Raw genomic sequence first — 25611 nt, 5'->3', positions numbered from 1 at the left:
CGAAGGACCTGACAGTCATTTTCAAAAAATTTAACGAACAGTCAATAAAAAAACAGAAGGGAAGATTATCATGGAAGACCCACATCAGAGGTGGAGCAAAAATAATCTTCACTTAACTGGAAAAGGTTAGTTAGGCTTCTTTCCTTTCAGTCGAGTGAAGGAGTTGGAGGAAAGAACAATGATGACAAATAAAAGAGTAACAGAATTGAGAAAAGAAACAAAAGAACAGCAATTGAAAAAACTGGCAATGCTCTCTGAAAGAGAATTAATGATGGAGTTGCGGACCTCTGAAAAGGGGCTATCTGAAGAAGACGCAGTAAAACGACTGGAAGAATTTGGTCCCAATGAAGTTTCAGCACAAAAGCCGATACCGGCAATTATCATGTTTATTGAAGCATTTAGAGATCCTTTTGTATTTGTTTTAGCCTTGCTGATGGTCGTATCCTCATTAACAAGAGACTACGAAGCAGCTGTTGTGATGGGGTTAATGATTTTAGCTAGTGTAATTATTACGTTTGTTCAAGAATATCGTTCTCAAAAAGCCAGCCTTGCGCTGAAAGAACTGATTGAAAACACAACGGCTGTAACCAGAGAGGGCAATACGAAAGAAATTCCAATGGACGAAGTGGTCCCGGGGGATGTTATTACTCTGGCAACTGGTGATATGATACCGGCGGATGCTGTACTGATTTGGACAAAGGACTTGTTTGTTAATCAATCTTCGTTAACTGGTGAATCCATGCCGGTTGAAAAATTTGTAGATGCTGGTGTAGATAAGGATCAGCAAAATATTTCCGCACTGGATATGCAGGATTTAATCTTTATGGGAACTGATGTGTTGAGTGGTCAGGGAAAAGCAATTATTTTAAAGACAGGTCAAAATACATTCTTCGGGGATATTGCTAAAAACGCAACGACACAAAGAGGAAAAACATCATTTGATATTGGGTTGACAAAAGTCAGCAAATTTTTATTAAGAATGGTCATGGTTCTGTTTCCGATTGTGTTTTTGATTAATGGTTTGACAAAAGGCGAATGGGGAGAAGCATTTTTCTTTGCAATTGCTGTAGCTGTCGGACTAACGCCGGAAATGCTGCCGATGATTGTAACAAGTAATCTGGCAAAGGGAGCCATTATGCTTTCAAAACACAAAGTCATTGTAAAAGAGCTTCCTTCCATTCAAAATCTGGGAAGCATGGATGTGCTGTGTACAGATAAGACCGGAACAATAACAGAAGATCGCGTAGTACTGGTGAAGCATTTAAATCCTTTGGGGGATGAGAATAAGCAAGTATTGGATATGGCATTTTTGAACTCTCATTATCAAACAGGCTGGAAAAATCTGATGGATATAGCTGTTATTAATTACTATACTGAAAATAAAAGAGAGACTCCTTTTCAAACTGTGACAAAACTGGATGAGATTCCTTTTGATTTCTCGAGAAGAAGGTTAACCGTTGTTGTAAATGCGGATGGACATCAGTTTATGGTAACTAAGGGAGCCGTTGAAGAGATGGAAGCTGTTTGTACTCATGCAGAAATTAATGGAGAAATTGTTGGATTGACCGAAGAACTGCGTCAGAAAATGCGTGATGTTAACCGTAAGATGAATGAACAGGGAATGCGGGTTATTGCTGTAGCACTGAAAAAAGATGTTCACAATGAAGCGATATATAGTGCGGATGATGAAAAAGATATGACGCTGATCGGCTTTATGGGATTTCTTGATCCGGCAAAAAAATCAGCAATTACTGCCATTCGTTCACTGCACGAGCACGGTGTAAATGTGAAGGTTCTGACCGGAGATAATGATATTGTTGCCAAAAAAGTTTGCGGGGATGTTGGGATTGAGGTTTCTCATGTTGTACTGGGATCAGAAATTGATGAAATGTCTAATGAGGAATTGGAAAAAGAAGTTGAGCTGACTAATTTGTTTGCTAAACTGAATCCAATGCAAAAATCTCGAATTATCGAAACACTTCAGAAAAATGGGCATACAGTTGGTTTTATGGGAGACGGTATTAACGATGCACCCGCACTTAGAAAAGCAGATGTTGGCATTTCTGTTGATACAGCTGCGGATATTACTAAAGATGCCAGTTCAATTATTTTACTTGAGAAGAGTCTGAATGTGCTGGAAGAAGGCGTGATTGAAGGCCGAAAAGTTTTCAGCAATATGATGAAATATATCAAGATCACAATCAGCTCGAACTTTGGGAATGTCTTTTCTATTTTAGTGGCGAGTGCCTTCCTGCCATTCCTGCCGATGCTTTCCATACAATTGCTGATTCAAAACCTGATTTATGATGTTGCTCAGCTGACGATCCCCTGGGATAATGTGGATGAAGATGAATTAGTAAGACCTGTTCGCTGGGAAATCAAGAGCTTAGCTAAATTTACACTTTGTATCGGACCTGTCAGCAGCATTTTTGATATTATGGCCTATCTGGTGATGTGGTTTGTGTTTGGGGCAAACACGATTGCAAACCAAAGTCTGTTCCAGACGGGTTGGTTTATGGTCGGTTTAGTCAGTCAGACATTGGTTGTACACATGGTGCGGACACGCAAACTGCCGTTTATTCAGAGTACGGCTTCTATGCCGGTAATTCTGACAAGTCTTGGAGCAATACTTTTAGGTTTCGGTCTGGTTATCAGTCCATTACGCGAGATTTTCGAATTTACCGCATTGCCAACAGCATACTGGGGATGGTTCTTTGCTATCATCATCCTGTATCTGATTACAGTCGAATTTGCCAAACGTTTATACATTCATTTGACGAAAGAATGGATTTAAAAAAGAATATGTTGTGACAGAAGTGTTCTGTCTCAAGAAATAAGTCGGACTATACGAAAATAGCTACTCATATTTTCAGTATAGTCCGACTTATTTCCAGAACTGCTGTCTCTACGAGTCTAACGATTCTCGAGACAAAACATTACGCTGTATCCGTTTTTCTGCGTCTACGGTTCTCACTACACTTCGTTTCGATCTCATCAATTTCTAAACGGCAGAGCCATTAAGAATTGAAGGACTTCGTTCCGATTCTCGAAGCATGGAGGGGCTTTGCTTCTACGCTTCTTCGAATGCTCGAATCATACAAAGACTGGAACACCGTTTATTCGGTTTTAGGGATCTCAGACATACTTATGTCACAGTCCCTTTTTTGCTTTTAAAAAACTATCTAAGACGGGGAGTAGTTATCCTGTTCAAAGGGGTTAAGTGATGTTATTTGTTTAATAGGAAAAATCCGAAGGTAATTCGGTCAATCCAAGGGATAAATTGATATTCCGTTCTATAATTTTGGTATAAGCTGCTAATACTTTACAGCCTGAGGAATTTGCAAGACTGCTTTAATAAGGATTACAAGTAATAGTTGAAAAATAATATCAGAAATTTTGGATAAATATAAAATAATTGATAAAAAGCACTTGTTTTTGAAAGGGGTATCATTGGAAAGTTAAACAATGAGCAAGTACAATATAAGTATAAAGATATAACAGGTAGCTTTCTGTTATAATTTTTTGATGTAAAACACTATAACAGGAGGTGAGAAAACTTAAAAACAGATTTGAAACAGAGAGAAGGTATTTCAAACTTGTGACATTCATCACTATTCACTGTTTTATAAGGGTTTTTCCTTTTAGAAATCTTTTCGAATTCATTGAGTTTATTTACTTGCTCTTTTTTGAAATAAATGATAATTTGTATACGTAGCAGAGAAAATGATACAGATTTAAATGCTGTTTCATTTTTCTCTAAAATAAAAAAGAATTGTTAATAGAGAGGATTGTGTGACAAAATGGCAAACAAGAAAAAACCTATTGACTTTAATCAGCTAATGGATGAAGTCAACGCAGAGTTCCCGACTTACCAGGCACTGGATAAAGATGGGAAAGTTGTAAACAAAGAGCTGATTCCGGATTTATCAGATGAGGAATTAGTTGAATTAATGACACGCATGGTTTGGTCAAGAGTGCTGGATCAACGTTCAACTGCATTAAACCGTCAGGGACGTTTAGGATTCTACGCTCCAACAGCAGGACAGGAAGCAAGTCAATTGGCCAGTCATTTCGCTATGGAAAAAGAGGATTACTTGTTACCTGGATATCGTGATGTGCCGCAATTGGTTCAACATGGTCTTCCTTTAAAAGAAGCTTTCCTATGGTCAAGAGGACATGCCGGAGGAAATATGTACGCAGATGATCTGCATGCTATGCCTCCACAAATCATTATCGGTGCACAATACATTCAAGCAGCAGGCGTTGCTTTGGGTATGAAGAAACGCGGCAAAAAAAATGTTGTCTTCACTTATACTGGTGACGGCGGTTCTTCACAGGGAGATTTCTATGAAGCAATCAACTTTGCAGGAGCGTATCAGGCAAATGGCGTTTTCATCATTCAAAATAATGGTTTTGCGATTTCAACTCCTCGTGAAAAACAAACAGCGGCTAAAACGCTGGCACAAAAAGCAGTGGCAGCAGGAATTCCAGGTATCCAAGTAGATGGAATGGATCCTTTGGCTGTTTACACAGTTGCTAAGGAAGCACGTGACTGGGCAGCAGAAGGAAACGGTCCTGTCTTAATTGAAACATTAACTTACCGTTATGGTCCACATACATTGTCAGGGGATGACCCAACTCGTTACCGTTCAAAAGAAATGGACGATGAGTGGCAACAAAAAGATCCATTGATCCGTTTCCGTAATTATCTTACTGAAAAGGGATTATGGTCTGAAGAAAAAGAAGAACAAATTATTGAACAAACAAAAGAAGAAATTAAAACAGCAATTTCTGAAGCAGATAAAGTGGGCAAACAAAAAGTTTCTCATTTCCTGAAACATATGTTTGAAGTACAACCACAAAGTATCAAAGAACAAATTGCAATTTACGAAGCGAAGGAGTCGAAATAATCATGGCACAAAAAACAATGATTCAAGCTATTACTGATGCCCTAGCTCTTGAGTTAGAGAATGATGAAAACGTATTGGTTTTTGGTGAAGATGTTGGTAAAAACGGCGGTGTATTCCGTGCGACAGAAGGTTTACAGGAAAAATTCGGCGAAGATCGTGTATTTGATACGCCGTTAGCTGAGTCTGGTATTGGCGGATTGGCATTTGGTCTTGCTTTGGAAGGATATCGTCCGGTTCCTGAAATTCAATTTTTCGGCTTTATTTTTGAAACGATGGATGCAGTAGTTGCTCAAATGGCTCGTACTCGTTATCGTATGAGCGGTACAAGAAATATCCCGGTAACTATTCGTTCACCATTTGGCGGAGGAGTACACACTCCCGAACTCCATTCTGATAATCTGGAAGGACTGATGGCTCAGTCACCGGGGTTACGTGTAGTTATTCCATCAAATCCATACGATGCAAAAGGGTTGCTGATTTCTTCAATCCGCAGTAATGACCCGGTTGTTTTCCTTGAACATATGAAATTGTACCGTTCTTTCCGTGAGGAAGTGCCGGATGAAGCATATGAAGTACCTTTGGACAAAGCAGCTGTTACCCGTGAAGGAAGCGATGTTTCCATCATTACTTACGGTGCCATGGTTCGTGAAGCAGTCAAAGCTGCTGAAACGCTTGAAAAAGAAAATATTTCTGTTGAAATTATCGATTTACGTACTGTAGCTCCTCTTGATATTGAAACAATTATTGCGTCTGTTGAAAAAACAGGCCGTGTGGTTGTCGTTCAGGAAGCGCAGAAACAGGCAGGCGTAGCTGCACAAGTTGTTTCTGAAATTTCAGAACGAGCTGTTCTTTCTCTACAAGCACCAATTGGCCGTGTATCAGCACCAGATACCATCTTCCCATTTGGTCAAGCGGAAAATATTTGGCTGCCTAATGCTTCTGATATTGAAGCAAAAGTGAAAGAAATCGTTGAATTTTAATTAGTAAAGAAGGGAAGAAAAAAACGATGGCTTATCAATTTAAACTACCGGATATCGGTGAAGGAATCGCTGAAGGTGAAATCGTAAAATGGTTTGTAAAAGCCGGCGATACAATTAATGAAGATGATACATTATTAGAAGTACAAAATGATAAATCAGTAGAAGAAATTCCGTCACCAGTGACAGGAACAGTGAAAAATATTGTTGTTCCCGAAGGCACAGTAGCCAATGTCGGTGATGTACTGGTCGAAATTGACGCACCGGGACATGAAGATAATGAAGGCAGCAGCGGAGCAGCCTCTCAGGAACAAACACCAGCACAGCCTGCAGCTCCGGCAGAATCATCTGGTTCAGGCGATGGGGTCTTCCAATTCAAATTACCGGATATTGGTGAAGGAATTGCTGAAGGAGAAATTGTTAAGTGGTTTGTAAAAGCCGGCGATACAATTAATGAAGATGATACATTATTGGAAGTGCAAAATGACAAATCAGTAGAAGAAATTCCGTCACCAGTGACAGGAACAGTGAAAAACATTGTTGTTTCTGAAGGCACAATAGCCAATGTCGGCGATGTACTGGTTGAGATTGATGCACCGGGACATAATGCTGCACCAGCAAGTGTTCCTGCACCAGCCTCGACAGAATCTAAAACAGAAGCAGCGCCTGCAGCGTCTTCTGACGTTGTTACAGCTGCCGATCCTAATAAACGTGTATTGGCAATGCCTTCTGTTCGTCAATATGCCCGAGAAAAAGACGTAGATATTACACAAGTTGCTGCAACAGGAAAAGGCGGACGTGTGGTCAAAGAGGACATCGACAACTTCTTGACTAATGGAGGTTCAGCGCCTGCGGTCTCAGCTTCTGCAGCAGTAGAAGCAAACGCCGTGAAAGAAACAGCGGCACCAGCTGCAGCTCCGGTGAAACCTGCTCAACCATTTACTTCAAACTTGGGAGAAATGGAAACGCGTGAAGCGATGACACCAACACGTAAAGCAATTGCCAAAGCAATGGTCAACAGCAAGCATACAGCTCCTCATGTTACGCTGCATGATGAAGTGGAGGTATCTAAGCTGTGGGATCACCGCAAGAAGTTTAAAGATGTTGCTGCTGAAAATGGTACGAAGTTAACATTCCTGCCGTATGTTGTTAAAGCATTGACAGCAACAGCTCAAAAGTTCCCTGTCTTAAATGCATCAATTGATGATGCAAAGCAGGAAATTGTATACAAACATTATTTCAATATCGGTATTGCTACTGATACAGATCATGGCTTGTATGTACCAAATGTTAAAAACGCAAATACAAAGAGTATGTTTGCGATTGCTGATGAAATCAATGAAAAAGCAGCGCTTGCTCATGATGGTAAATTAGCAGCTCAGGATATGCGTGATGGATCAATTACAATCAGTAATATCGGTTCAGTCGGCGGCGGCTGGTTCACTCCAGTTATCAATTACCCTGAAGTAGCGATCTTGGGCGTGGGTACAATTGCTCAACAGCCTGTAGTGAATGCAGATGGAGAAATCGTTGTTGGACGCGTAATGAAATTGTCACTAAGCTTTGATCATCGAATCGTTGATGGAGCAACTGCTCAAAAAGCGATGAACAACATCAAACGTTTATTGGCTGACCCTGAATTACTTTTGATGGAAGGATGATTAACAAATGGTAGTAGGAGATTTTGCCATTGAATTAGATACAGTTGTAATCGGTGCGGGACCTGGCGGCTATGTAGCTGCCATCCGTGCTGCTGAAATGGGACAGAAAGTTGCCATCATTGAACGCGAGTTTATCGGCGGTGTCTGCTTGAATGTTGGATGTATTCCGTCCAAAGCGCTGATCGCAGCGGGTCACCATTATCAGGAATCACTGGACTCAACACTATTTGGTATTACCAGTGAAAATGTAAAACTTGATTTTACAAAAACACAGGAATGGAAAGATAATAAGGTCGTAAAGACATTGACTTCCGGTGTTGGTATGCTGTTGAAGAAACACAAAGTGGAAATTATTGAAGGCGAAGCATTCTTTGTAGACGATCATACCTTGCGTGTGATTCATCCTGATTCTGCTCAAACGTATTCTTTCAACAATGCGATTGTTGCTACAGGCTCTCGTCCGATAGAAATCCCGGGCTTTAAGTTTGGCGGGCGTGTACTGGACTCAACAGGCGGTTTGAACTTAAAAGAAGTTCCGAAAAAATTCGTGATTATCGGCGGCGGTGTTATCGGTGCTGAATTGGGCGGAGCATATGCAAACCTAGGTTCTGAAGTTACAATAATTGAAGGAACGCCTTCAATTTTACCAACATATGAAAAAGACATGGTTAAAATTGTGGTTGATGATTTCGAGAAAAAAGGCGTTAAGATTGTGACTTCTGCAATGGCGAAAGAAGCCGTTGACAATGGTGACAGTGTGACTGTGAAATATGAAGTGGATGGAAAGGAAGAATCTGTCACTGCTGATTATGTAATGGTAACTGTAGGTCGTCGGGCAAACACTGAAGATTTGGGTCTTGAACAGGCTGGTGTTGAGATTGGCGAACGCGGCTTAATCAATGTTGATAAACAGGGCCGCACCAATGTATCAAACATTTTTGCAATTGGTGATATCGTACCGGGCGCTGCTCTTGCACACAAAGCAAGCTATGAAGCTAAAATTGCTGCAGAAGCAATTTCCGGTAAAAAAGTAGCCGTTGACTATAAAGCAATGCCGGCTGTGGCCTTTACAGATCCTGAATTGGCATCTGTTGGTATGACAGTGGCTGAAGCGAAAGAAGCTGGAATTGAAGCGAAAGGCTATAAATTCCCATTCGCAGGTAATGGGCGTGCTATTTCTTTAGGTAAAACAGAAGGATTTGTACGTCTGGTTACTACAGTAGAGGGAAATGTGATTATTGGCGCACAGATTGCCGGAGTAGGAGCAAGTGACATGATTTCTGAAATGGCACTGGCAGTAGAATCCGGTATGAATGCAGAAGATATTGCATTGACTATCCATCCTCACCCATCTCTAGGTGAAATTGTTATGGATGCTTCTGAATTGGCTTTAGGTTTGCCAATCCATATTTAAGCATATCATATAGTTTTGTCACACAGAAAAACCGAGCAAGCCAAGCTCGGTTTTTTATTTTTGCTCGGTTTCCAAATAAGCTTGGTTTACAAATTAGTGTTCAAAACTATAACAATCAACAAATAAACGTCTTCAACCCTTCCTCATAAAGCAGATCGTCAATTGCTTCGATTGATAAGTGATGCGTAATACCATAAATAATGACTGCGTCCCAAGGATGTTTTGGATACAGCTGGGCATAGCCGATTTGTTTAAAGAGCGTATTTGTCTCCTCTAATGTCAAATCCAGTCCGATTGTTATCGCAACTAATTTTTCTCTAGGCGGTTTACGTTTTCCGTCAAAGTACTGGTATCCTGTAGCCTCAGTGATTCCTGCATTTTTTAGGACGTTACTTTTAGAAATATTTTTCTTTTCAAGCCAGCTGTTTAAATAATTTTTTATTTCAACATCGACGGTATATGGCTTTGTTTCAGAAATAGCCGATTTGAAGCTTTTTGCATTTTTCAAAGAATGAAGCAGCTTATCTGTATCTTTTTCTTCCATTATTTCCCTCCTTTGTAGCAGTGTGTAGTTCATACTAGTTTAGCTGCAAAATTATTTTCCCCGTAATTTCTTCGTATTAAAAGCAGAGAATATACAGGATGCTTTTAGCGGCAGTGTATTAAAAGCTGGAACAAGTGAATGTGGGGGTTCAGGTTATTTGGTCCGTAAATGCTCATCTCTGCCCAATTGTCTCCACCGGATACAACTGCCGAACCACAAAAAGAAATGCCTTGTTACTTCAGGCATTTCTCCAGATTTATAGCTGTATGTAAAAGAGGTTGTGACAGAAGTGTTCTGTCTCAAGAAATAAGTCGGACTATACGAAAATAGCTACTCATATTTTCAGTATAGTTCGACTTATTTCCGAAGAGACAGCTTCTGGAACACCGTTTATTCGGTTTTAGGGGACTTAGACATACTTATGTCACAGTCCCTTTTGCTTTATCTAAAATAAGGTAGTAGTTATAAACTGCAGCAGTGCCAGTAAGATTTCGAATACAGCAATCGTGGTACAGATAATCAAATGTCTTCTTTTTCTCATCATCACGACAGCAATGAATTCTCTTAAAAATGCATTGGGAAGGTAATAAAAAGCTGTTTTGGAGCCGATTCCGTCTGCTTTGATATTAGCCTTTCTGGCAAATAAACCAGCGCGAAACAAATGAAAATTATTTGTTGAGAAAATTGCATGATAATCTGTTCCTTGGAAATCTTTTTCCATGATTTCTTTTGAAAAAAGCATATTTTCAAGTGTGTTTGTTGAGTTTGCTTCTATTAAAATGTCACTTTCAGGAATGCCCAGATTAACAGCATAATTCTTCATGGCCACACTTTCTGCAAGCTGTTCATCATCGCCTTTGCCGCCTGACATTAGTAATTTCGGCGGTACCTCCGTCTGCTTTTTTTGTTTTTGGTAAAATTGAATGGCTTTTTCGATTCTGCTGCCGAGTAATGGGGAAACTCTTTTTCCTTCAATCAGACCGGCTCCAAGGACAATAATGTACTGTTGATTGTATTTTGGCCGGTTAAACTGATAAAGAATGGAGAGCGTTAGAAAATTATAGAATACAATAGCGAAATAGACCAAAATTACCGGTAAAATAGAAAATAGGGTAGCTGCCCAGTTTGGAAGAAAACGACCTGAAACATAGTTGAGTATAAGGAAAGCAGTTAGTCCAATTGCCAACAGAAAGGTCAGCAAATTACTCAGTGAATGCCCTTCGCGTTTCCGGACAACTATGGCATTCCAATACAGAAAAATAATCAGTGTATAGAGTCCAATCATAAGCAGCAGGAGGATCGGAACTAAAGCAGCGCCTAAAAGAACAATCAGCAGAGGACTTTCTGTACTGAACACCAGCAGGGTTAAATAGATTCCGATACTGATTAGAAACAAGTTGAACAGTAGACCGTTTGTCAGTCGTCTCTTCTCCTTTTTATAAGGTATAAAGAAGAACCAGAAAAAGGTAAAAGGGAGAATAATAAAATAAGTTCGATTACTGATTTCCAGTGAGAGCAAGTAGATGACAAAACAGCAGAGTGACCAGATAAATTCATACAACAACCAGTTTCTTTTTTTTCGATAGCACCAGACAGGAATTAGCAGAACCCCCAAAAAGAAAAGAACAGCTAAAGAAACATTAAAATACATCATCATAATAAATAAACTCCTTTGGGTAGATTACACCTATTAGTATAGTAGAAAACTGATTTTAATGATAACAAAAATAACTTTTAGTTGTTATGGAGAGCCTTTCTGAAAAACTAGAATATTAGTAACGAACATTTAACAAATAGATATGTTATCTGATTGTGATAAAAGTAGTTTTGTCGAATGTTGGAGAATTTGATATAATTCAGACAATAGCAATAAGGAGGAATATTAATGGGCTTATTCAGTGGATTAATCGGTAATGCCTCAACCCATTCCAATGAGAAGGTTGAGGAAAAGCTAAAAAAATTTTTGGTACCTGGAGAACAGGTGGAACTTGCATTCAAACTGATTCGGGATTTGGTCGTTTTTACAGATAAACGGCTGATCTTAGTGGATAAACAGGGCATGACAGGTAAAAAATCGGAATATAAATCGATTCCCTATCGATCCATTTCACGTTTCTCAGTGGAAACTTCTGGACATTTTGATTTAGATTCAGAATTAAATATTTGGATTTCAAGCGGGATGGAACCGGTTGAAGTACTGCAATTTGGGAAAGATAAGAATGTACTTGAGGTGCAAAGAGCTTTGGCAGCAGCAGTATTAAGATAGTTGGTTTAGTTTATTTGAAGCTGATCCGTTTGAGAGAAAAGCTTTGTGACAGCAGCAAAAACAACTGTAGTTTCTTATATTGAAGAGGGGAAAATGATTTTTTTGAGAATCATTTTCCCTTCTTTTTTACTGTTTTAATCAAAAATGAGTAAAAAACATCTAAATGATACAAAAACCTTCATTATTTCATCTTTTGCATAGCCATTATATAAGCATGTCATATTCTCAACGTAGTAAAAAAACAAACAGGATTCTAAATAGATAGTCATTCTAATCGAAATTTCATAAAATGAAGAAAAATAAATAACTGAAATATTTATAAAAAAGTCTGACATCTGCCTGTAAAGTCGGTGTTATATAGTACCATAAGATCTTGCGTAAAAGTGTTTACATTTTAAAAAGAAGTGGTTATAATTACTAACATTAGAAAATGATGAAAAAAGAAAGGGTAGAAAGAGGTGGGTGGTCAATGAGTAATCAAACAAGAAAGACATTTGAAAAAAATGGTCACACGTATCATTACTTTGCACTGGATTCTTTGAATAAGATTATGGATGTGACGATTACTTCACTGCCATATAGTATTAGAGTACTGCTGGAAAATCTTATCCGTCAGGAAAACGGTCGCGAAGTGACAGAAGTACATATTAAAAATCTGGCATCGTGGAATGCATCAGGTAAAAATACGGGAGAAGTTCCTTTTAAACCAGCTCGAGTTATTTTGCAGGATTTTACGGGAGTGCCGGCAATTGTTGATTTGGCAGCTTTGCGGGAAACCTATGCCAAATTTGGTGGAGATCCTCAACATATCAATCCGGAAATACCTGTTGATTTAGTCATTGATCATTCTGTTCAGGTAGATGTTGCCGGAACGAAATTTGCGTTGGAGCGGAATATGAAAATGGAATTTCAGCGAAATGAAGAACGTTATCGTTTCCTGAATTGGGCACAGAAAGCATTTGATAATTATCGTGTAGTGCCGCCTGCAACAGGGATTGTCCATCAGGTGAATATCGAATATTTAGCAGATGTGGTTGCTCAAAAGGAAATAGATGAGAAAAATACGCTGATTTATCCAGATACACTGGTTGGAACGGACTCTCATACTACTATGGTTAACGGCTTGGGTGTACTGGGCTGGGGTGTTGGAGGGATTGAAGCGGAAGCCTGTATGCTTGGCGAACCCTCTTATTTCCCGATACCGGAAGTTGTAGGGGTTCAGTTGACCGGACATTTGCCGGAAGGAGCTACTGCAACAGATTTGGCATTAAAGGTTACGCAAGTGCTTAGGGAAACCAAAGTGGTTGGGAAATTTGTTGAATTTTTTGGTTCGGGTTTGGAATCATTGTCTTTGGCAGATCGTGCGACAGTTGCAAATATGGCACCGGAATATGGTGCAACCTGCGGCTTTTTCCCTGTAGATGATGAGACAATTCGCTATTTGAAGCTTACTGGGAGAGACACAAAAGGAATTGCCGTCACAGAGGAATATTTAAAGAGAAATAACCTCTATTATTCAGCAGAGGATCAAATTTCCTATACTCAAGTGGTCAGCATTTCATTAAATGAGATACAAGCAAATCTGGCAGGACCCAGAAGACCGCAGGATTTAATACCGTTGGCAGAGATGAAAGAAGCTTTTAGCAATGAATATAAAGCAAAAGAAGATATGGATACATCAAATAGTTCTGAAAAAAGATCGGTTCCCGTGGTACTGGATGGCAAAGAGTACGAGCTGGAAAATGGTGCAGTAGCTATCGCAGCGATTACCTCTTGTACAAACACATCCAATCCTCATGTTATGTTAAGTGCCGGATTATTGGCTAAGAAGGCTGTAGAACGAGGCTTGACTGTTCCAGCTTATGTCAAGGCTTCTCTGGCTCCTGGTTCCAAGGTGGTAACTGCGTATCTGGAAAATTCAGGACTTCTTCCTTATTTGGAAAAATTAGGCTTTTATGTTGTCGGTTACGGCTGTACAACTTGTATCGGAAATTCAGGAAATCTGAGAGAAGAAATAGAAGATATGATGGCTGAGGAGGAACTGCTGCTTGCTGGTGTATTAAGTGGAAATCGAAATTTTGAGGGGCGTATACACCCTTTGGTAAAGGCTAATTATCTGGCTTCACCCCCGTTAGTAGTACTTTATGCACTGGCGGGAACCGTGGATATCGACATGATGAATGAACCGTTGGGGGTAGATACTACAGGCAAACCTGTTTACTTAAATGATATTTGGCCGACTGATGAAGAAATTCAACAATGCATTGATTCATGGGTAACTCCGGACTTATACCAGCTTCATTATCAGCAAGTTTTTAATAATAATGAAGAATGGAATAACATTGAGTCTGTCGACACTCCATTATATACATGGGAAGAGGACTCTACGTATATTGCGAATCCTCCATACTTTGAAGGAATGGAAATCGAAAAGGAAAGTGTTCCTTCATTGAATAATCTGGCCGTTTTGGCTAAGTTTGGCGATTCTGTCACGACTGATCATATTTCTCCAGCTGGAAATATACAAAAAAACAGTCCTGCCGGGCAATATCTGTCCGAGCAGGGAGTGGAACTCAGGGATTTTAATTCTTATGGCTCTCGTCGGGGGCATCATGAAGTTATGATGCGTGGAACTTTGGCCAATATTCGTATACACAACCAATTAATTCCGGAAATTGAGGGCGGTTTTACCCGATATTTTCCAACAGATGAAGTATTACCCATTTATGATGCAGCAATGAATTACAAGAAGGATGGAACAGGAACAATTATTCTTGCAGGAGAGGACTATGGAATGGGCTCGTCTAGAGACTGGGCTGCAAAAGGGGTTCAGCTGCTGGGTGTCCGTGTGGTCATTGCCAAAAGCTATGAACGGATTCATCGGTCGAATCTGGTTATGATGGGGATACTGCCATTACAGTTTAAACTCGGTGAAGATGCTGAGACTTTGGGACTGACTGGCAAGGAACGTTTTGATATTCAGCTTCCCAATCAGATTGTTACTGGAACTGAGGCTAGTATTACTGCTTATGGAGAGGCGGAAGAAAAGATTCAGTTCACTGCGATTGTTCGTTTTGATTCTGCAGTGGATGTCAGCTACTATCAGAATGGTGGGATTTTGCCGATGGTCATCCGTAAAAAGCTGGCGAAAGAAGTCACTGTATAATAGAAGATAAGGAGGAACTCACATGCAGGTTCATAGAGGTTTGGACGGTGTCGTCGTTTCTGAAACAAAAATCAGTGCTATTGTTGATAATCAATTACTGTTTGCAGGCTATAACATTGATGAATTAGTTGCAAAGGAAATTCTTTTTGAAGAAGTCATTTACTTACTCTGGTATTTACAGGCTCCAACTATGGAAGAACTGGAGAAATTCAAGGAAGATTTATATGCTCAGATGCCTATTTCTGATACGATTATTACTTGTTTAAAGATTCAAACACATGAAAACCTTCATCCGATGAGTGTACTCCGATCAACAATTTCTCTGTTAGGTGTTTTTGATCCGGATGCAGAGGAGACAAGTCAGGAGGCTGTTTATCGTCAGAGCGTATCTATTCAAGCCAAGATACCGACAATTGTAGCAGCTTACTCAAGACTGAGGAGAGGTCTGGATCCAATATCACCTAAACAGGATGGAACAGAGCTTGCGGCGAATTTTCTATATATGCTCACAGGTGAGGAACCTGAGGAAATGCAGATAAAAGGGATGAATGAGGCATTGGTGCTTCATGCAGATCATGATTTTAATGCCAGTACGTTTACTGCAAGAGTCTGCTCTTCGACACTTTCAGATGTTTACTCCTGTATTACTGCTGCAATTGGTTCATTGAAAGGTCCGCTGCATGGCGGAGCAAATGAAAAAGTATTTGATATGCTGACAGAAATTGCGGCAGGAGACTTATCTGTTGAAGATCATCTGGATCAAAAGCTGGATCGGAAAGAAAAAGTTATGGGCTTTGGACATCGTGTATACAAGGTGGAGGATCCGAGGAAGAAGCATTTGAAAAGACTGGCACAGGAACTGACTACAGCGACAGGTCGTCAGCAATGGTATTTTCTATCCTGCCAGATTGAACAGTATTTAAAATATAAAAAAGGATTAATACCAAATGTGGATTTTTATTCTGCAACTGTATATCATTGCCTGAATATCGATAGTGATTTGTTTACACTATTATTCGCAATGAGCAGAGTCTCCGGCTGGTTGGGGCATGTCTCAGAGCAAAAGATTGAAGACTGTCTGATACGGCCAAGATCTCTTTATGTTGGAGAAACACACAGACATTATCCGGTGAATTCGGGAATAATGAGACAAGGAGGAATGGAAGCTTGAGTGAGGGACAAAAAATTGGAATGAAACAGGGAAATTTAATAGTATCTGATCACCCCATTATTCCTTTTATTGAAGGTGATGGGATTGGACCTGAAATTTGGGCAGCCAGTCGTGCAGTTTTTGATGCTGCTGTTCAGAAAGTATATCATGGAAAAAGAAAAGTACAATGGCAGGAGCTGCTGGCAGGAGAAAAAGCATTTAATACAACAGGAAGCTGGCTGCCGGAAGAGACACTTGAAACACTTCGTACTCATCTTGTAGCAATAAAGGGGCCATTGACGACTCCTGTTGGCGGAGGATTTCGCTCTTTAAATGTGACTTTGCGTCAGGAACTGGATCTTTACATTTGTTATCGCCCGATCCGCTACTTTGAAGGAGTTCCTTCTCCACTGAAGCATCCTGAACATACAGATATGATGATTTTTCGGGAAAATACGGAAGATATCTATACTGGAATTGAGTTTCCTTCAGGCAGCCCGGAAGCTGAAAAACTAATTGCTTTCCTGAAAAATGAACTTGGCAGTAACAAGATTCGTTTCCCAAATACATCGGCTATTGGGATTAAGCCTGTTTCGAAGGAAGGGACCGTCCGTTTGGTGCGTGGAGCAATTGAGCAGGCAATTAAACAAAAAAGAAAATCGGTCACGTTGGTTCATAAAGGGAATATTATGAAGTTTACAGAAGGTGGATTTAAGCAGTGGGGCTATGAATTGGCTGAAGAAGAATTTTCTGAGCAAACGTTTACTTGGAAGAACTATCTGCAAATTAAAGAAGTACATGGGAAAGAACAAGCAGACGAAGCTTTGGAAACAGCACAAAAACAAGGGAAAATTATTATAAAAGATCGTATTGCTGATATTTTTCTACAGGAAATTCTATTGCACCCTAAAGAATATGATGTAATAGCAACCCTCAACCTTAATGGGGATTATGTTTCTGATGCGTTGGCGGCTCAGGTTGGAGGAATAGGTATTGCGCCAGGAGCAAATATGAACCTTCAAACAGGACATGCTATCTTTGAGGCAACTCATGGAACAGCACCTGAATACGCTGGGCTGGATCAATTAAATCCCTCTTCTCTACTACTGTCAGGTGCTCTCCTTTTTGAGTATATAGGCTGGAATGAAGTCAGTGAAGAGATTATCGTAAGTATCGAAAAAGCGATCATTGCAAAGACTGTAACAAAAGATTTTGCTGATCAAATAAGAAATGCCACCCAGTTGAAATGCTCTGAATTTAGTCAAGAGCTGATTCGGCTTATTCAAGAGAAAAACTAAAACTAAGGATAAGTACAAAAAAGAAACCAGGACTTGAATTCGGATAGACGGTTCAATAGTCCTGGTTTCTTTTATGAGAAATTATGATAGGCATATATTATTTTTTACTGAAATAAAAAAACTATGAAGAAGTGAAATATTCGGATGAAGCTATCATTTTTTTGTTTATCCATTAAAAAAATGAGAGTTTATTTCCTGAGAGAAAGCTATTTTATAAAACAAACGAATTATTTTAGTTTATTATTCAGTATTTTTATTAAATAGAAATAGAGAGAGTAAAAAAACTTTTGTTAAAGAATGTTTGATGTTACGAAAATTTAGTGATTTTAAATTTTTTTATTAAAAGTATGAAATGAGACATAGACATAGAGGAACGAGTGTTATATCATTGTTTTAAAAGGTTTGTTCTCAAATTATATGTTATTTTTTCTTATATGATGCAGTTAAAAGAAAAAATGTAAAAAATAATAATTCAGCACCCACTTTTCTATTCAATTATTCATTCATTTTAACTTAAGAGCAAGGATTAGTCTACACTAAAAATATATTTTTGAGAATAATTTCAAATGTTTTTGGTAAGAAATGATATGTTTGGAGATGTCATGTGAAAAAACATTTTTTAAAATCCATATTTAAAAAATAACACTGAAATTTTATACATATTTTTAAGCCGTCAAATAAGCCGTCATTTTTTTGTCGAAAGGGATGTTATTTTATGAGCAGAAGAGGAGAAAATATTTATAAGAGAAAAGATGGACGGTGGGAAGGACGTTACATCAAAGCACGAGATGAACGCGGGAAAATAGTCTATGGTTATGTTTACGGCAGGAAATATACTGTTGTTAAGCAAAGATTAGCTGAGATGAAGGTTCAATATGTTGCAAGTTACGGTAGTTTAAAGATTTACGAAGGAACACTGGAACAATGGCTGTGGTATTGGTTGAATGGTCCAATGAGAGGCCGTATTAAAATATCTACTTATCTAAATTATAGATTGAGAATTGAAAAATATATTTTACCTTTTTTAGGACAGAAGAAGCTTATCCAAATTCAAACCCGCCATATACAGGAATTTATCTATTTTTTGGAAGGTACAAACATCTCCAGCTCCTCTATTCGCGCAATACTAACGGTGTTGAAAAGCGCATTGAAGCAGGCAGTTGTTGAGAACCAGCTGTTGATTAATCCGTGTCTTAATATCAGCTTTAAGAAAAGTGAAAGTGAGGATGTTAAGGCTTTGTCAAAGAGTATTCAGACAAAAATTGAGGAAGCTGCATTGAAGGAAAAGCGCTGCTCTGCGGCTATTCTTTCGCTTTACACAGGCATGCGGATAGGAGAGATTAGTGGTTTAAGGTGGTCTGATATCGATTTTGAAGAAAATAGACTATATGTTAGTCGAACCATCTACAGAATTATTAATGCTGATGGAGAGCAGAAGACTCAGATTGTTATTGACGAGCCGAAAACAGCTTCTTCCAAGCGGGTTATTCCAATAGCACATAATTTGAAAAGATATTTAATGGAAAAACGAAAGGAAAGTGATTCAGAGTATGTTGTTTCCTGTAAGAGCAGTTTTGCTGAACCGAGAGTAATCAGCTATCGGTTTAAAAGGCTGCTGTCTGCAATAGGAATGACTTCTATTCATTTTCATATGTTGAGACATACTTTTGCGACCCGATGTGTAGAAAGTGGAGTAGATATCGTCACGATCAGTAAGCTATTAGGGCATTCATCTACAAAAATGACGTTAGATATCTATGCAGACTCCTTATGGGAGAATCGAATGCAGGCAATAACATTAATGGATCGACGGTTGGAAATGGCAGATTAGGCAATTGTATAAATCTGAAAATAATTAAACTAGAAAGAGAGGTTGTGACAGAAGTGTTCTGTCTCAAGAAATAAGTCGGAATATACGAAAATAGCTACTCATATTTTCAGTATAGTTCGACTTATTTCCGAAGAGACAGCTTTTGGAACACCGTTTATTCGGTTTTAGGGGACTTAGACATACTTATGTCACAGTCCCTCTTTTTTTTTAGTCTTTTAAGTCGTCAAATAATGGTCAAATTTGTTATTTTTTATTGTACGGGCAAGCTTGGAAAGAACTTTTCTTTTAACTGCATCATAAAAGAAAAAGAAGATTTATCCATATTAAAGAACGTCACGTTTTTGACCACTTAATTCTCATATTGCTAACCGTCAAATAAGCCATATGAAACAAGGCACCCACTATTTTGTTCATTATAACGTAAAAGGTTCAATTTGTAGAGCCAAACGGTTGTAAGAATAAATTCAAATACTTTTTTTGAGATTGAGGAGGAGATAAGATGCATCAGATTGGATATTTGGTGTCAAATAATCAAAAAAGTGGGTACATCGATAGTATTTTGGATAACCAATTGTATAAGTTTCGGAAACTCGATGAAGAAGAATTTTCTGATCTTTCTTCATTAGAAGGGATTGTTTTGGAAGAAACAAGTGCTACGGATGTCAGTTGGGTGTGTAATTTGCTAATGAAGATTAGAGAAAAATCAGACGTGCTCGTCTGGGTCTTGTCTCCTAATACTGCAGTTCCGAAAACAATGAGAATTGTTTATTTACAGTTAGGTGCTGATGGTGTTGTAGACAGTTCCAACGATTTGGATGAGTTTAGTCTTATTGTAAAAAATGCACTTGAACGACATAAAATGATGGAATTTTCTACTATAGAAGGAACGCAAGTAATCAATGAAAGTGATTCAGTCAGCAGGAAAAAGAATGAAGCAGAAACCAATTTTGAACTGCTGCCTAAGAACTTGAGTGTGCGCCTGAAGGATGGAAAAGAAATTGATTTGACAAAGCTTGAGTTTATGACAATTCAGTATTTACATAAACATGCGAAAGAAACAGTAACTTATGAAGAGCTTTATGAGAATGTTTGGAAAGAAAGCGGAAAGCTTTGCAAGTATCGCGTCAGCAACATGATCTTCCACCTGAGAAGAAAAATCGAAACCGATGAAAAAGATCCTAAATACATAAAAAATGTGCGGTCAATGGGCTATAAACTGGTTATTTAGGGAAAAGGGGGGATTGGGATGTGTATAACGAACGATGAAATTTGCCGCGAAACTGGCTAATTGATCAAAAATGAAAGGAGGAATACTTTTCAGTTTCAGGCAAAAAACACAGGGAAATAATAGGAGGAAATTATTTTGAAAAAGGCAAGAATTTTAAAGCACGGGCTTCTGACATTGGCAACAGTTGCGGCAATCAGTGCAGTTACTTTTGGTGCAGCGCCAGGCACGCCATTGGAAGCCCAAACAGTTGAAGCAGCTGCATCAGGTACAGTTGAAGTATCGACATTTGCTCAATTTGAATCTGCGTTAAAGGATGTAAATACTAAAGTAATCATTGTTACACAAAGTATTGCATTCAACAAAAATGTTACTCATATTCCAAACCGTGACGTAGAAATTCGTGGTAGAAAAGGGCAGGGGGTAGTAATTAATTCTGGACACTTCTCTATTTATGGAAAGCAAAATACAAAAGGGAAAAATACTTTAACTATTAAAAATGCTCGTATTATTGGAGATAGCGGTAATGGACGGTTCTTCACTGGTGGAGCAGGAAATGGTCCTTTAAGCTATGGATGGGATGTTGTAGCTCAAAATGTTAACTATGATGGTGCTCGTTTTGTTCATTTAAGTGAAGGGAAATTAACATTCTCAGGAACAAATGTAATCAATACTAGAGCTGAAAATGCTTGGGTTCATGATTTGGAGTTTGAAGCAGGGTCCACTTATACAGGAATTGCGGCAAATAAAGATCATTCTCAATTCTCAGCATTCTATTTCAATGGTTCATTAGTAAATTGTAAAGCAAACGGAGAAGTAAAAATTGGTGACGGAGCAACTGTAAATGTGAAGATTGGCCCTCAAAGTAATGTGAATTACTATTATCCAGTATTCTACGATAAAGTTCACAAGGTTGATGTTGGTGTAGGAGCTACATTAGATGTAGATGCTGCAGGGACAGCATTTGGATTTATCCCACGTGCTAACTATGTAAACAAAGCACCTTCATTGAACTTGGCAAGCGGAGCAAAAGCATACTTTAACGGACGTGGCGGTGGAAATTATCCTGCTGTTTACTTCCAATACTATGGAGCTCAATTGAATATGGAACCTGATTCTGAATTTGTAGCAACAGGAAACAGCACAATAGGTACATTCCGCAGCGAATATAAAGGTGCGGTTATCAACTTAAATGCACCTGCAAATTTTGAAGTTACCAATAAGAAAGCTGGGGCAAAGCTTTTCTATTCGACAGATACAACGATTAATGCGACAGGAGTAAACGACATTTATACTTGGACACAAGTTGGTGGAGAATATTTGGATGCACCATCTTCAACATTTAGTGGTGGAGAATTTGCTATAAACTTCGGAAAAATTTGTAATAGTAAAACACTTTCAGTAACTGGCGACTTATCACAACAGTTCAAAATGGAAAACTATGGGAAAATTTCTTTACAAGGTTCACTATTTTAGAAGGTAAACAAGATAAAATTAGCTGTGTCTCAAAGTTATCTATTTGAATTAATTTACTGTCTTTTTAATTTTCAGACACAGCTTTATAAGTAATTAGATTGACAATTAATAGAAGAAAGGAGGGAAATTATGAAAAATAAGACATTAAAGTTAGGAGCTGGACTAATTACCATGGTTGGACTTGTTTTGTCAGGAATTTTATATTTCAGGGCAAACAGTACAATAAATGCAGCTCCAATTACTTTTCCAGAAGGATATTCAGCATTTGATCAAACGAATACTCCACTGGTAAATATTCTTAAAGGGAATAGTACGGACCCTGATGGAAATATTGTAGAAGTACCAGGAGAATATGGGACGGTTTTTAGACTTTCAGATAACACTTCTTATGAGGTTGAGGGGAATACAGACTATGTGGTTAGCCAAACAGTTGTTAGGGTTGGTGAGTCAGCTATTCCTACTAATACAAAGTATTATCGTTTTAAGCCATTTAGTTCAACATTACCTATTAATGAAAAACCTTCTGTAAAAATAAAAAATGCTGGTATATATAATGGCAGATCAATTGATTTAAAACTGGTAATGGATCAAATTGATATTACAGCTGAATATGTAAATTTTATTGCTGTGGATCCAGCTGATGCTGAGCTAACAAATTCAGATGCAGCAATGCCTGTATCTTCAAGCTCAGCTCCTAATTGGGGAAAGTTATTTCTTTTTTTAGGAAGCGGAAACCAAACTTCATCCGGTAATAAAAATATTTTGAATAACAAATATTCTCAAGGTGATAGTTTTGATTATCATTATGAATTTTACGATAGTGAGACTAATGCCCGGATTGATCAATTTAAAGGTACTTGGAATTTCCTTAATATTAATAAACAAAAAGCAGTATCTGTTGAGCATTCTAATCTGACTGATTTTAGTGATATCTATATTCGGGAATATGATACCACTTCAAATAACTTTATTGGTATAAAAAAATCTACTAAGAATGGCGAGAGCAATCCAGATTTTATTGAACTGTATGCGGGTGGAACATCTTTGCTGACGCCAAATACTAAGTTAACAAAATTAGTCAAAGGCAGCGAAATAAATATGTCTGTTCAATTTAAAAATGATACTTCAGGTGCGATGGGTATTACGTATGATTCCAATTCTTTAGTAAGAATTGCTCCTTCTCGACCTATTGTCTATGGTAATCGAAATAGTATTTCGAATGGTAATAATGGATATATGGATTTACAATATACCATTCGCCAAGGAACTTCCCCAAATATGTTTGATGCAGCTAATGGTATAGATAACCGAAATGATAAGTTTGAAGTTCAGTCTGAAGTTCCAGACTATTATGATGTAGATCAAAATGCTACAAAGGTTTATAACTATTCAACCGGAGCTGATGTAACTGATCTTTTTACTATTGAAGCAACGGGTAACAAGGTCAGAGTTATTGCAAAAAATCCAAAAAGTGATGAGTTTGATGGTGAAGTATTTGATATCAAAGTTGTGGCCAAGCCTAATTTATCCTTTGATTTTGAAGCAAACAAGGATTTTTATGGTTATCAGTATTCTGGTGAAAATAATGGATACATGACGAACTTTGAAATGGGCGGTACCAAGACACAAACAGTTTACAGTTATTCAACAAAAACTGAGGTTGCATTGATTTCTCTTACGCCTGAAGAACAAGTTGATTTGGGCCGTGACAGAGAAAGTCAATCACAAGTCCGTTATGACGGCATACCGTATGCTGATGCAAGAGAAGATATTCTTTATCCAAAAGGAACTAAATTTGCTGCATTGACAGAGAGCCAAATTCTTTCATCTTTAATAAAAAATGTTCATACCGATACAGGAAATACAATCTTGGATGAGCCTGTCAGCGTATCTGTTGATATTTCAAGATTACCGGATACAACTGTCCCAGGAGAAGAAGTAACAGTTTATGTTATCTTGACGACTCCGCAGGGTGTAACTAAAGAAGTACCTGTAAAAGTGGCAATTGGTGAAACACAGGCTGATGTAACTGTTCATTTTGTGGACGATCAGAATCAGACAATACGTACATCTATTTCAATTACTGGAGAAATGATTGGTCAATTTGTTGACTTGACTCAAAAAGCAGAAGTTTTAGCTGCGATTGAGGAAATAAAAGCTCTGGGTTATGATGTTCAATCTCGTCCGCCAAATGAAACGGCTGTTGAAGTGCTTTCTGGCGGTTCAGAAGCTGCGTATGTGTTTGTTCGTTCAGCAGCAGCATTGACTATAAACTTTGTTGATGAAACTGGAGAAGTTGCGACACCTGTGGTTATTCCGGGTAAAGTAGCTGACAAGATTGATTTGACACAAGAATCAGATGTTACAGACCAATTAACTGCATTAACAGATGCTGGTTATGATATTATTCAACGTCCAGGTACTGAAGATGCAGTGGAAATTACTGTTGGCGGAAGAACAGTTGAATATGTTCTGAAGAAAGCAGATGCAACTGTAAAAGTAAGCTTCATCTTTGCTGCTGATTTCAGTGATTTGAAGACTCCGATTATTTTAAATAAAAAAGTAGGAGATATTGTTGATTTGACAGCTGAATCATCAATCAGCAATATGGTCGCTATCATAGAGAGTGAAGGGTATACGGTCATTTCAAGACCATCAAATGAAACAGCTCTCACTGTGGCAAGAGGCGAAAATGCTGTGAGTTATACATTTGTGATAGCAGAAGCTGTTCTTAAAGTTCGCTTTGTAGATGAGCAGGATGCAGATATCCGACCAGCAGTAGATTTGTCCAAATCAATTGGTGACAGTGTTGACTTGACGCTGGAACAAACAGTCTTGGATGCAATCACTAGTTTGGAGACAAATGGTTATGACATCATCACAAGACCATCAAATGAAACAGGCGTTGAAGTTGTCAGCGGCGGTTCAGAAGTGAAATATGTTCTGGCAAAAGCTAAAAGTACCGTCATTGTAGAATTTGTTTATTTGTCCAGAAATGACACCTATAAAGCGGTTCCTGATGTATCTTCTGTTACTTTATCAGACAGAGAAGTAGGGAAAACAATCAATCTGACACAGGAAAGCAGTGTGATTACAGCGATTTCTACAATCATTTCTAAAGGCAGGTTCACATTGTCAGATTCAAATCGTCCAAGTGATGAATCTGCTGTATTGGTAGAACGAACACCTAAAGCAGTGCGATATATCTTTGTTGGGTTGTTAAAATTGGAATCAGTTCCAACACTGGACTTCCGTACACAGTCTATTAAAGTAACAGATGAAGTAAAAGTAAATGATCCTAGTCTGATTGATAATGAAAACTATACTGAGTCTGATGATGTTGACAATAAGGATAAACTGATTATTTCAGATTATCGCTATAGTGAACGTAGTTGGACATTGTCAGTGAAATTAATATCACCTTTGCTTCCTGATGAGGCAAATCCTGATGAAGCCTATGTATTGCCTGATGCGATTCGTTATCAAACAGGTAATAATGAACTAACCATTACTGAAGATTTAGAAGAGATTGTGACTGAATCATATGAAGGTGAATATGATCTCAGCTCAACATGGACACCGGAAGGAACAGGCTTTAAATTGGAATTGCCGGCAGGGTCAGTAAATAAACTCGGAAAATATAAAGCAACCATGCTTTATTACTTGGAAAATACACCATAAACGGATGGAGGA

General features: G+C 38.4%; 15 protein-coding genes. 13 read left to right on the top strand and 2 right to left on the bottom strand.

Annotated features, from left to right (window positions below):
• Positions 1-181 precede the first annotated feature (181 nt).
• The 5 genes from mgtA to lpdA all read left to right on the top strand — a co-directional run bounded on the left by mgtA (position 182) and on the right by lpdA (position 8962).
• Positions 182-2794 (top strand): magnesium-translocating P-type ATPase, encoded by a 2613-nt coding sequence (mgtA, locus tag IW492_RS09600; protein ID WP_202067412.1) that lies wholly within the window; start codon positions 182-184, stop codon positions 2792-2794.
• Positions 2795-3800: 1006 nt separating this feature from the next.
• On the top strand, positions 3801-4910 hold the full coding sequence (gene pdhA, locus IW492_RS09595; protein ID WP_202067397.1) for a pyruvate dehydrogenase (acetyl-transferring) E1 component subunit alpha: 1110 nt from the start codon (positions 3801-3803) through the stop codon (positions 4908-4910).
• Positions 4911-4912: 2 nt separating this feature from the next.
• Positions 4913-5890, top strand: coding sequence for an alpha-ketoacid dehydrogenase subunit beta (locus IW492_RS09590; RefSeq protein ID WP_202067396.1), 978 nt, complete (start codon positions 4913-4915; stop codon positions 5888-5890).
• A 26-nt stretch (positions 5891-5916) separates the two neighbouring features.
• A complete protein-coding gene (locus IW492_RS09585; protein WP_202067395.1) occupies positions 5917-7548 on the top strand; it encodes a dihydrolipoyllysine-residue acetyltransferase in 1632 nt (543 codons plus the stop codon).
• A 7-nt stretch (positions 7549-7555) separates the two neighbouring features.
• A complete protein-coding gene (lpdA, locus tag IW492_RS09580) occupies positions 7556-8962 on the top strand; it encodes a dihydrolipoyl dehydrogenase (RefSeq protein ID WP_202067394.1) in 1407 nt (468 codons plus the stop codon).
• 115 nt (positions 8963-9077) lie between these two features.
• Here the strand turns inward: lpdA and IW492_RS09575 are convergent, their stop codons facing one another.
• Both IW492_RS09575 and IW492_RS09570 read right to left on the bottom strand, forming a co-directional pair.
• Positions 9078-9506: a helix-turn-helix domain-containing protein gene (locus tag IW492_RS09575; RefSeq protein ID WP_202067393.1), complete on the bottom strand. Its 429-nt coding sequence runs from the start codon at positions 9504-9506 to the stop codon at positions 9078-9080.
• Between the two features lie 445 nt (positions 9507-9951).
• Complete coding sequence (locus tag IW492_RS09570; protein ID WP_202067392.1) at positions 9952-11163, bottom strand: YdcF family protein; 1212 nt, start codon at positions 11161-11163, stop codon at positions 9952-9954.
• Between the two features lie 228 nt (positions 11164-11391).
• Between IW492_RS09570 and IW492_RS09565 the strand changes: the two genes are divergently transcribed.
• The 8 genes from IW492_RS09565 (at position 11392) to IW492_RS09530 (ending at position 25599) form a co-directional block, all read left to right on the top strand.
• Positions 11392-11772 carry a PH domain-containing protein gene (locus IW492_RS09565; protein ID WP_202067391.1) on the top strand — a complete coding sequence of 127 codons (381 nt, stop codon included), beginning with the start codon at positions 11392-11394 and terminating at the stop codon, positions 11770-11772.
• A gap of 469 nt (positions 11773-12241) precedes the next feature.
• Entirely contained in the window at positions 12242-14938 is a 2697-nt protein-coding gene (gene acnA / locus IW492_RS09560; protein ID WP_202067390.1) for an aconitate hydratase AcnA, read from the top strand.
• A gap of 22 nt (positions 14939-14960) precedes the next feature.
• The gene (locus tag IW492_RS09555; RefSeq protein WP_202067389.1) at positions 14961-16109 is read left to right on the top strand and encodes a citrate/2-methylcitrate synthase; all 1149 of its coding nucleotides are present in this window, start codon (positions 14961-14963) and stop codon (positions 16107-16109) included.
• Positions 16106-17386, top strand: coding sequence for an NADP-dependent isocitrate dehydrogenase (gene icd, locus IW492_RS09550; RefSeq protein ID WP_202067388.1), 1281 nt, complete (start codon positions 16106-16108; stop codon positions 17384-17386). Before IW492_RS09555 ends, icd begins: the two co-directional genes overlap by 4 nt.
• Positions 17387-18101: 715 nt before the next feature.
• Positions 18102-19217 carry a tyrosine-type recombinase/integrase gene (locus tag IW492_RS09545; RefSeq protein ID WP_202067387.1) on the top strand — a complete coding sequence of 372 codons (1116 nt, stop codon included), beginning with the start codon at positions 18102-18104 and terminating at the stop codon, positions 19215-19217.
• A gap of 499 nt (positions 19218-19716) precedes the next feature.
• A complete protein-coding gene (locus tag IW492_RS09540; RefSeq protein ID WP_236671864.1) occupies positions 19717-20445 on the top strand; it encodes a winged helix-turn-helix domain-containing protein in 729 nt (242 codons plus the stop codon).
• Positions 20446-20580: 135 nt separating this feature from the next.
• Entirely contained in the window at positions 20581-21918 is a 1338-nt protein-coding gene (locus IW492_RS09535; protein WP_202067386.1) for a pectate lyase-like adhesive domain-containing protein, read from the top strand.
• Between the two features lie 129 nt (positions 21919-22047).
• Positions 22048-25599, top strand: a complete 3552-nt coding sequence (locus IW492_RS09530) for a MucBP domain-containing protein (protein WP_202067385.1) — start codon at positions 22048-22050, stop codon at positions 25597-25599.
• The last annotated feature ends 12 nt before the right edge of the window (positions 25600-25611 follow it).

Source organism: Enterococcus sp. BWB1-3 (assembly GCF_016745275.1).
In the GTDB taxonomy this organism is placed as follows: Bacteria; Bacillota; Bacilli; order Lactobacillales; family Enterococcaceae; genus Enterococcus_L.
The sequence above is the reverse complement of the archived record's forward strand: the minus strand, read 5'-3'. Positions and strand labels throughout refer to the sequence as shown.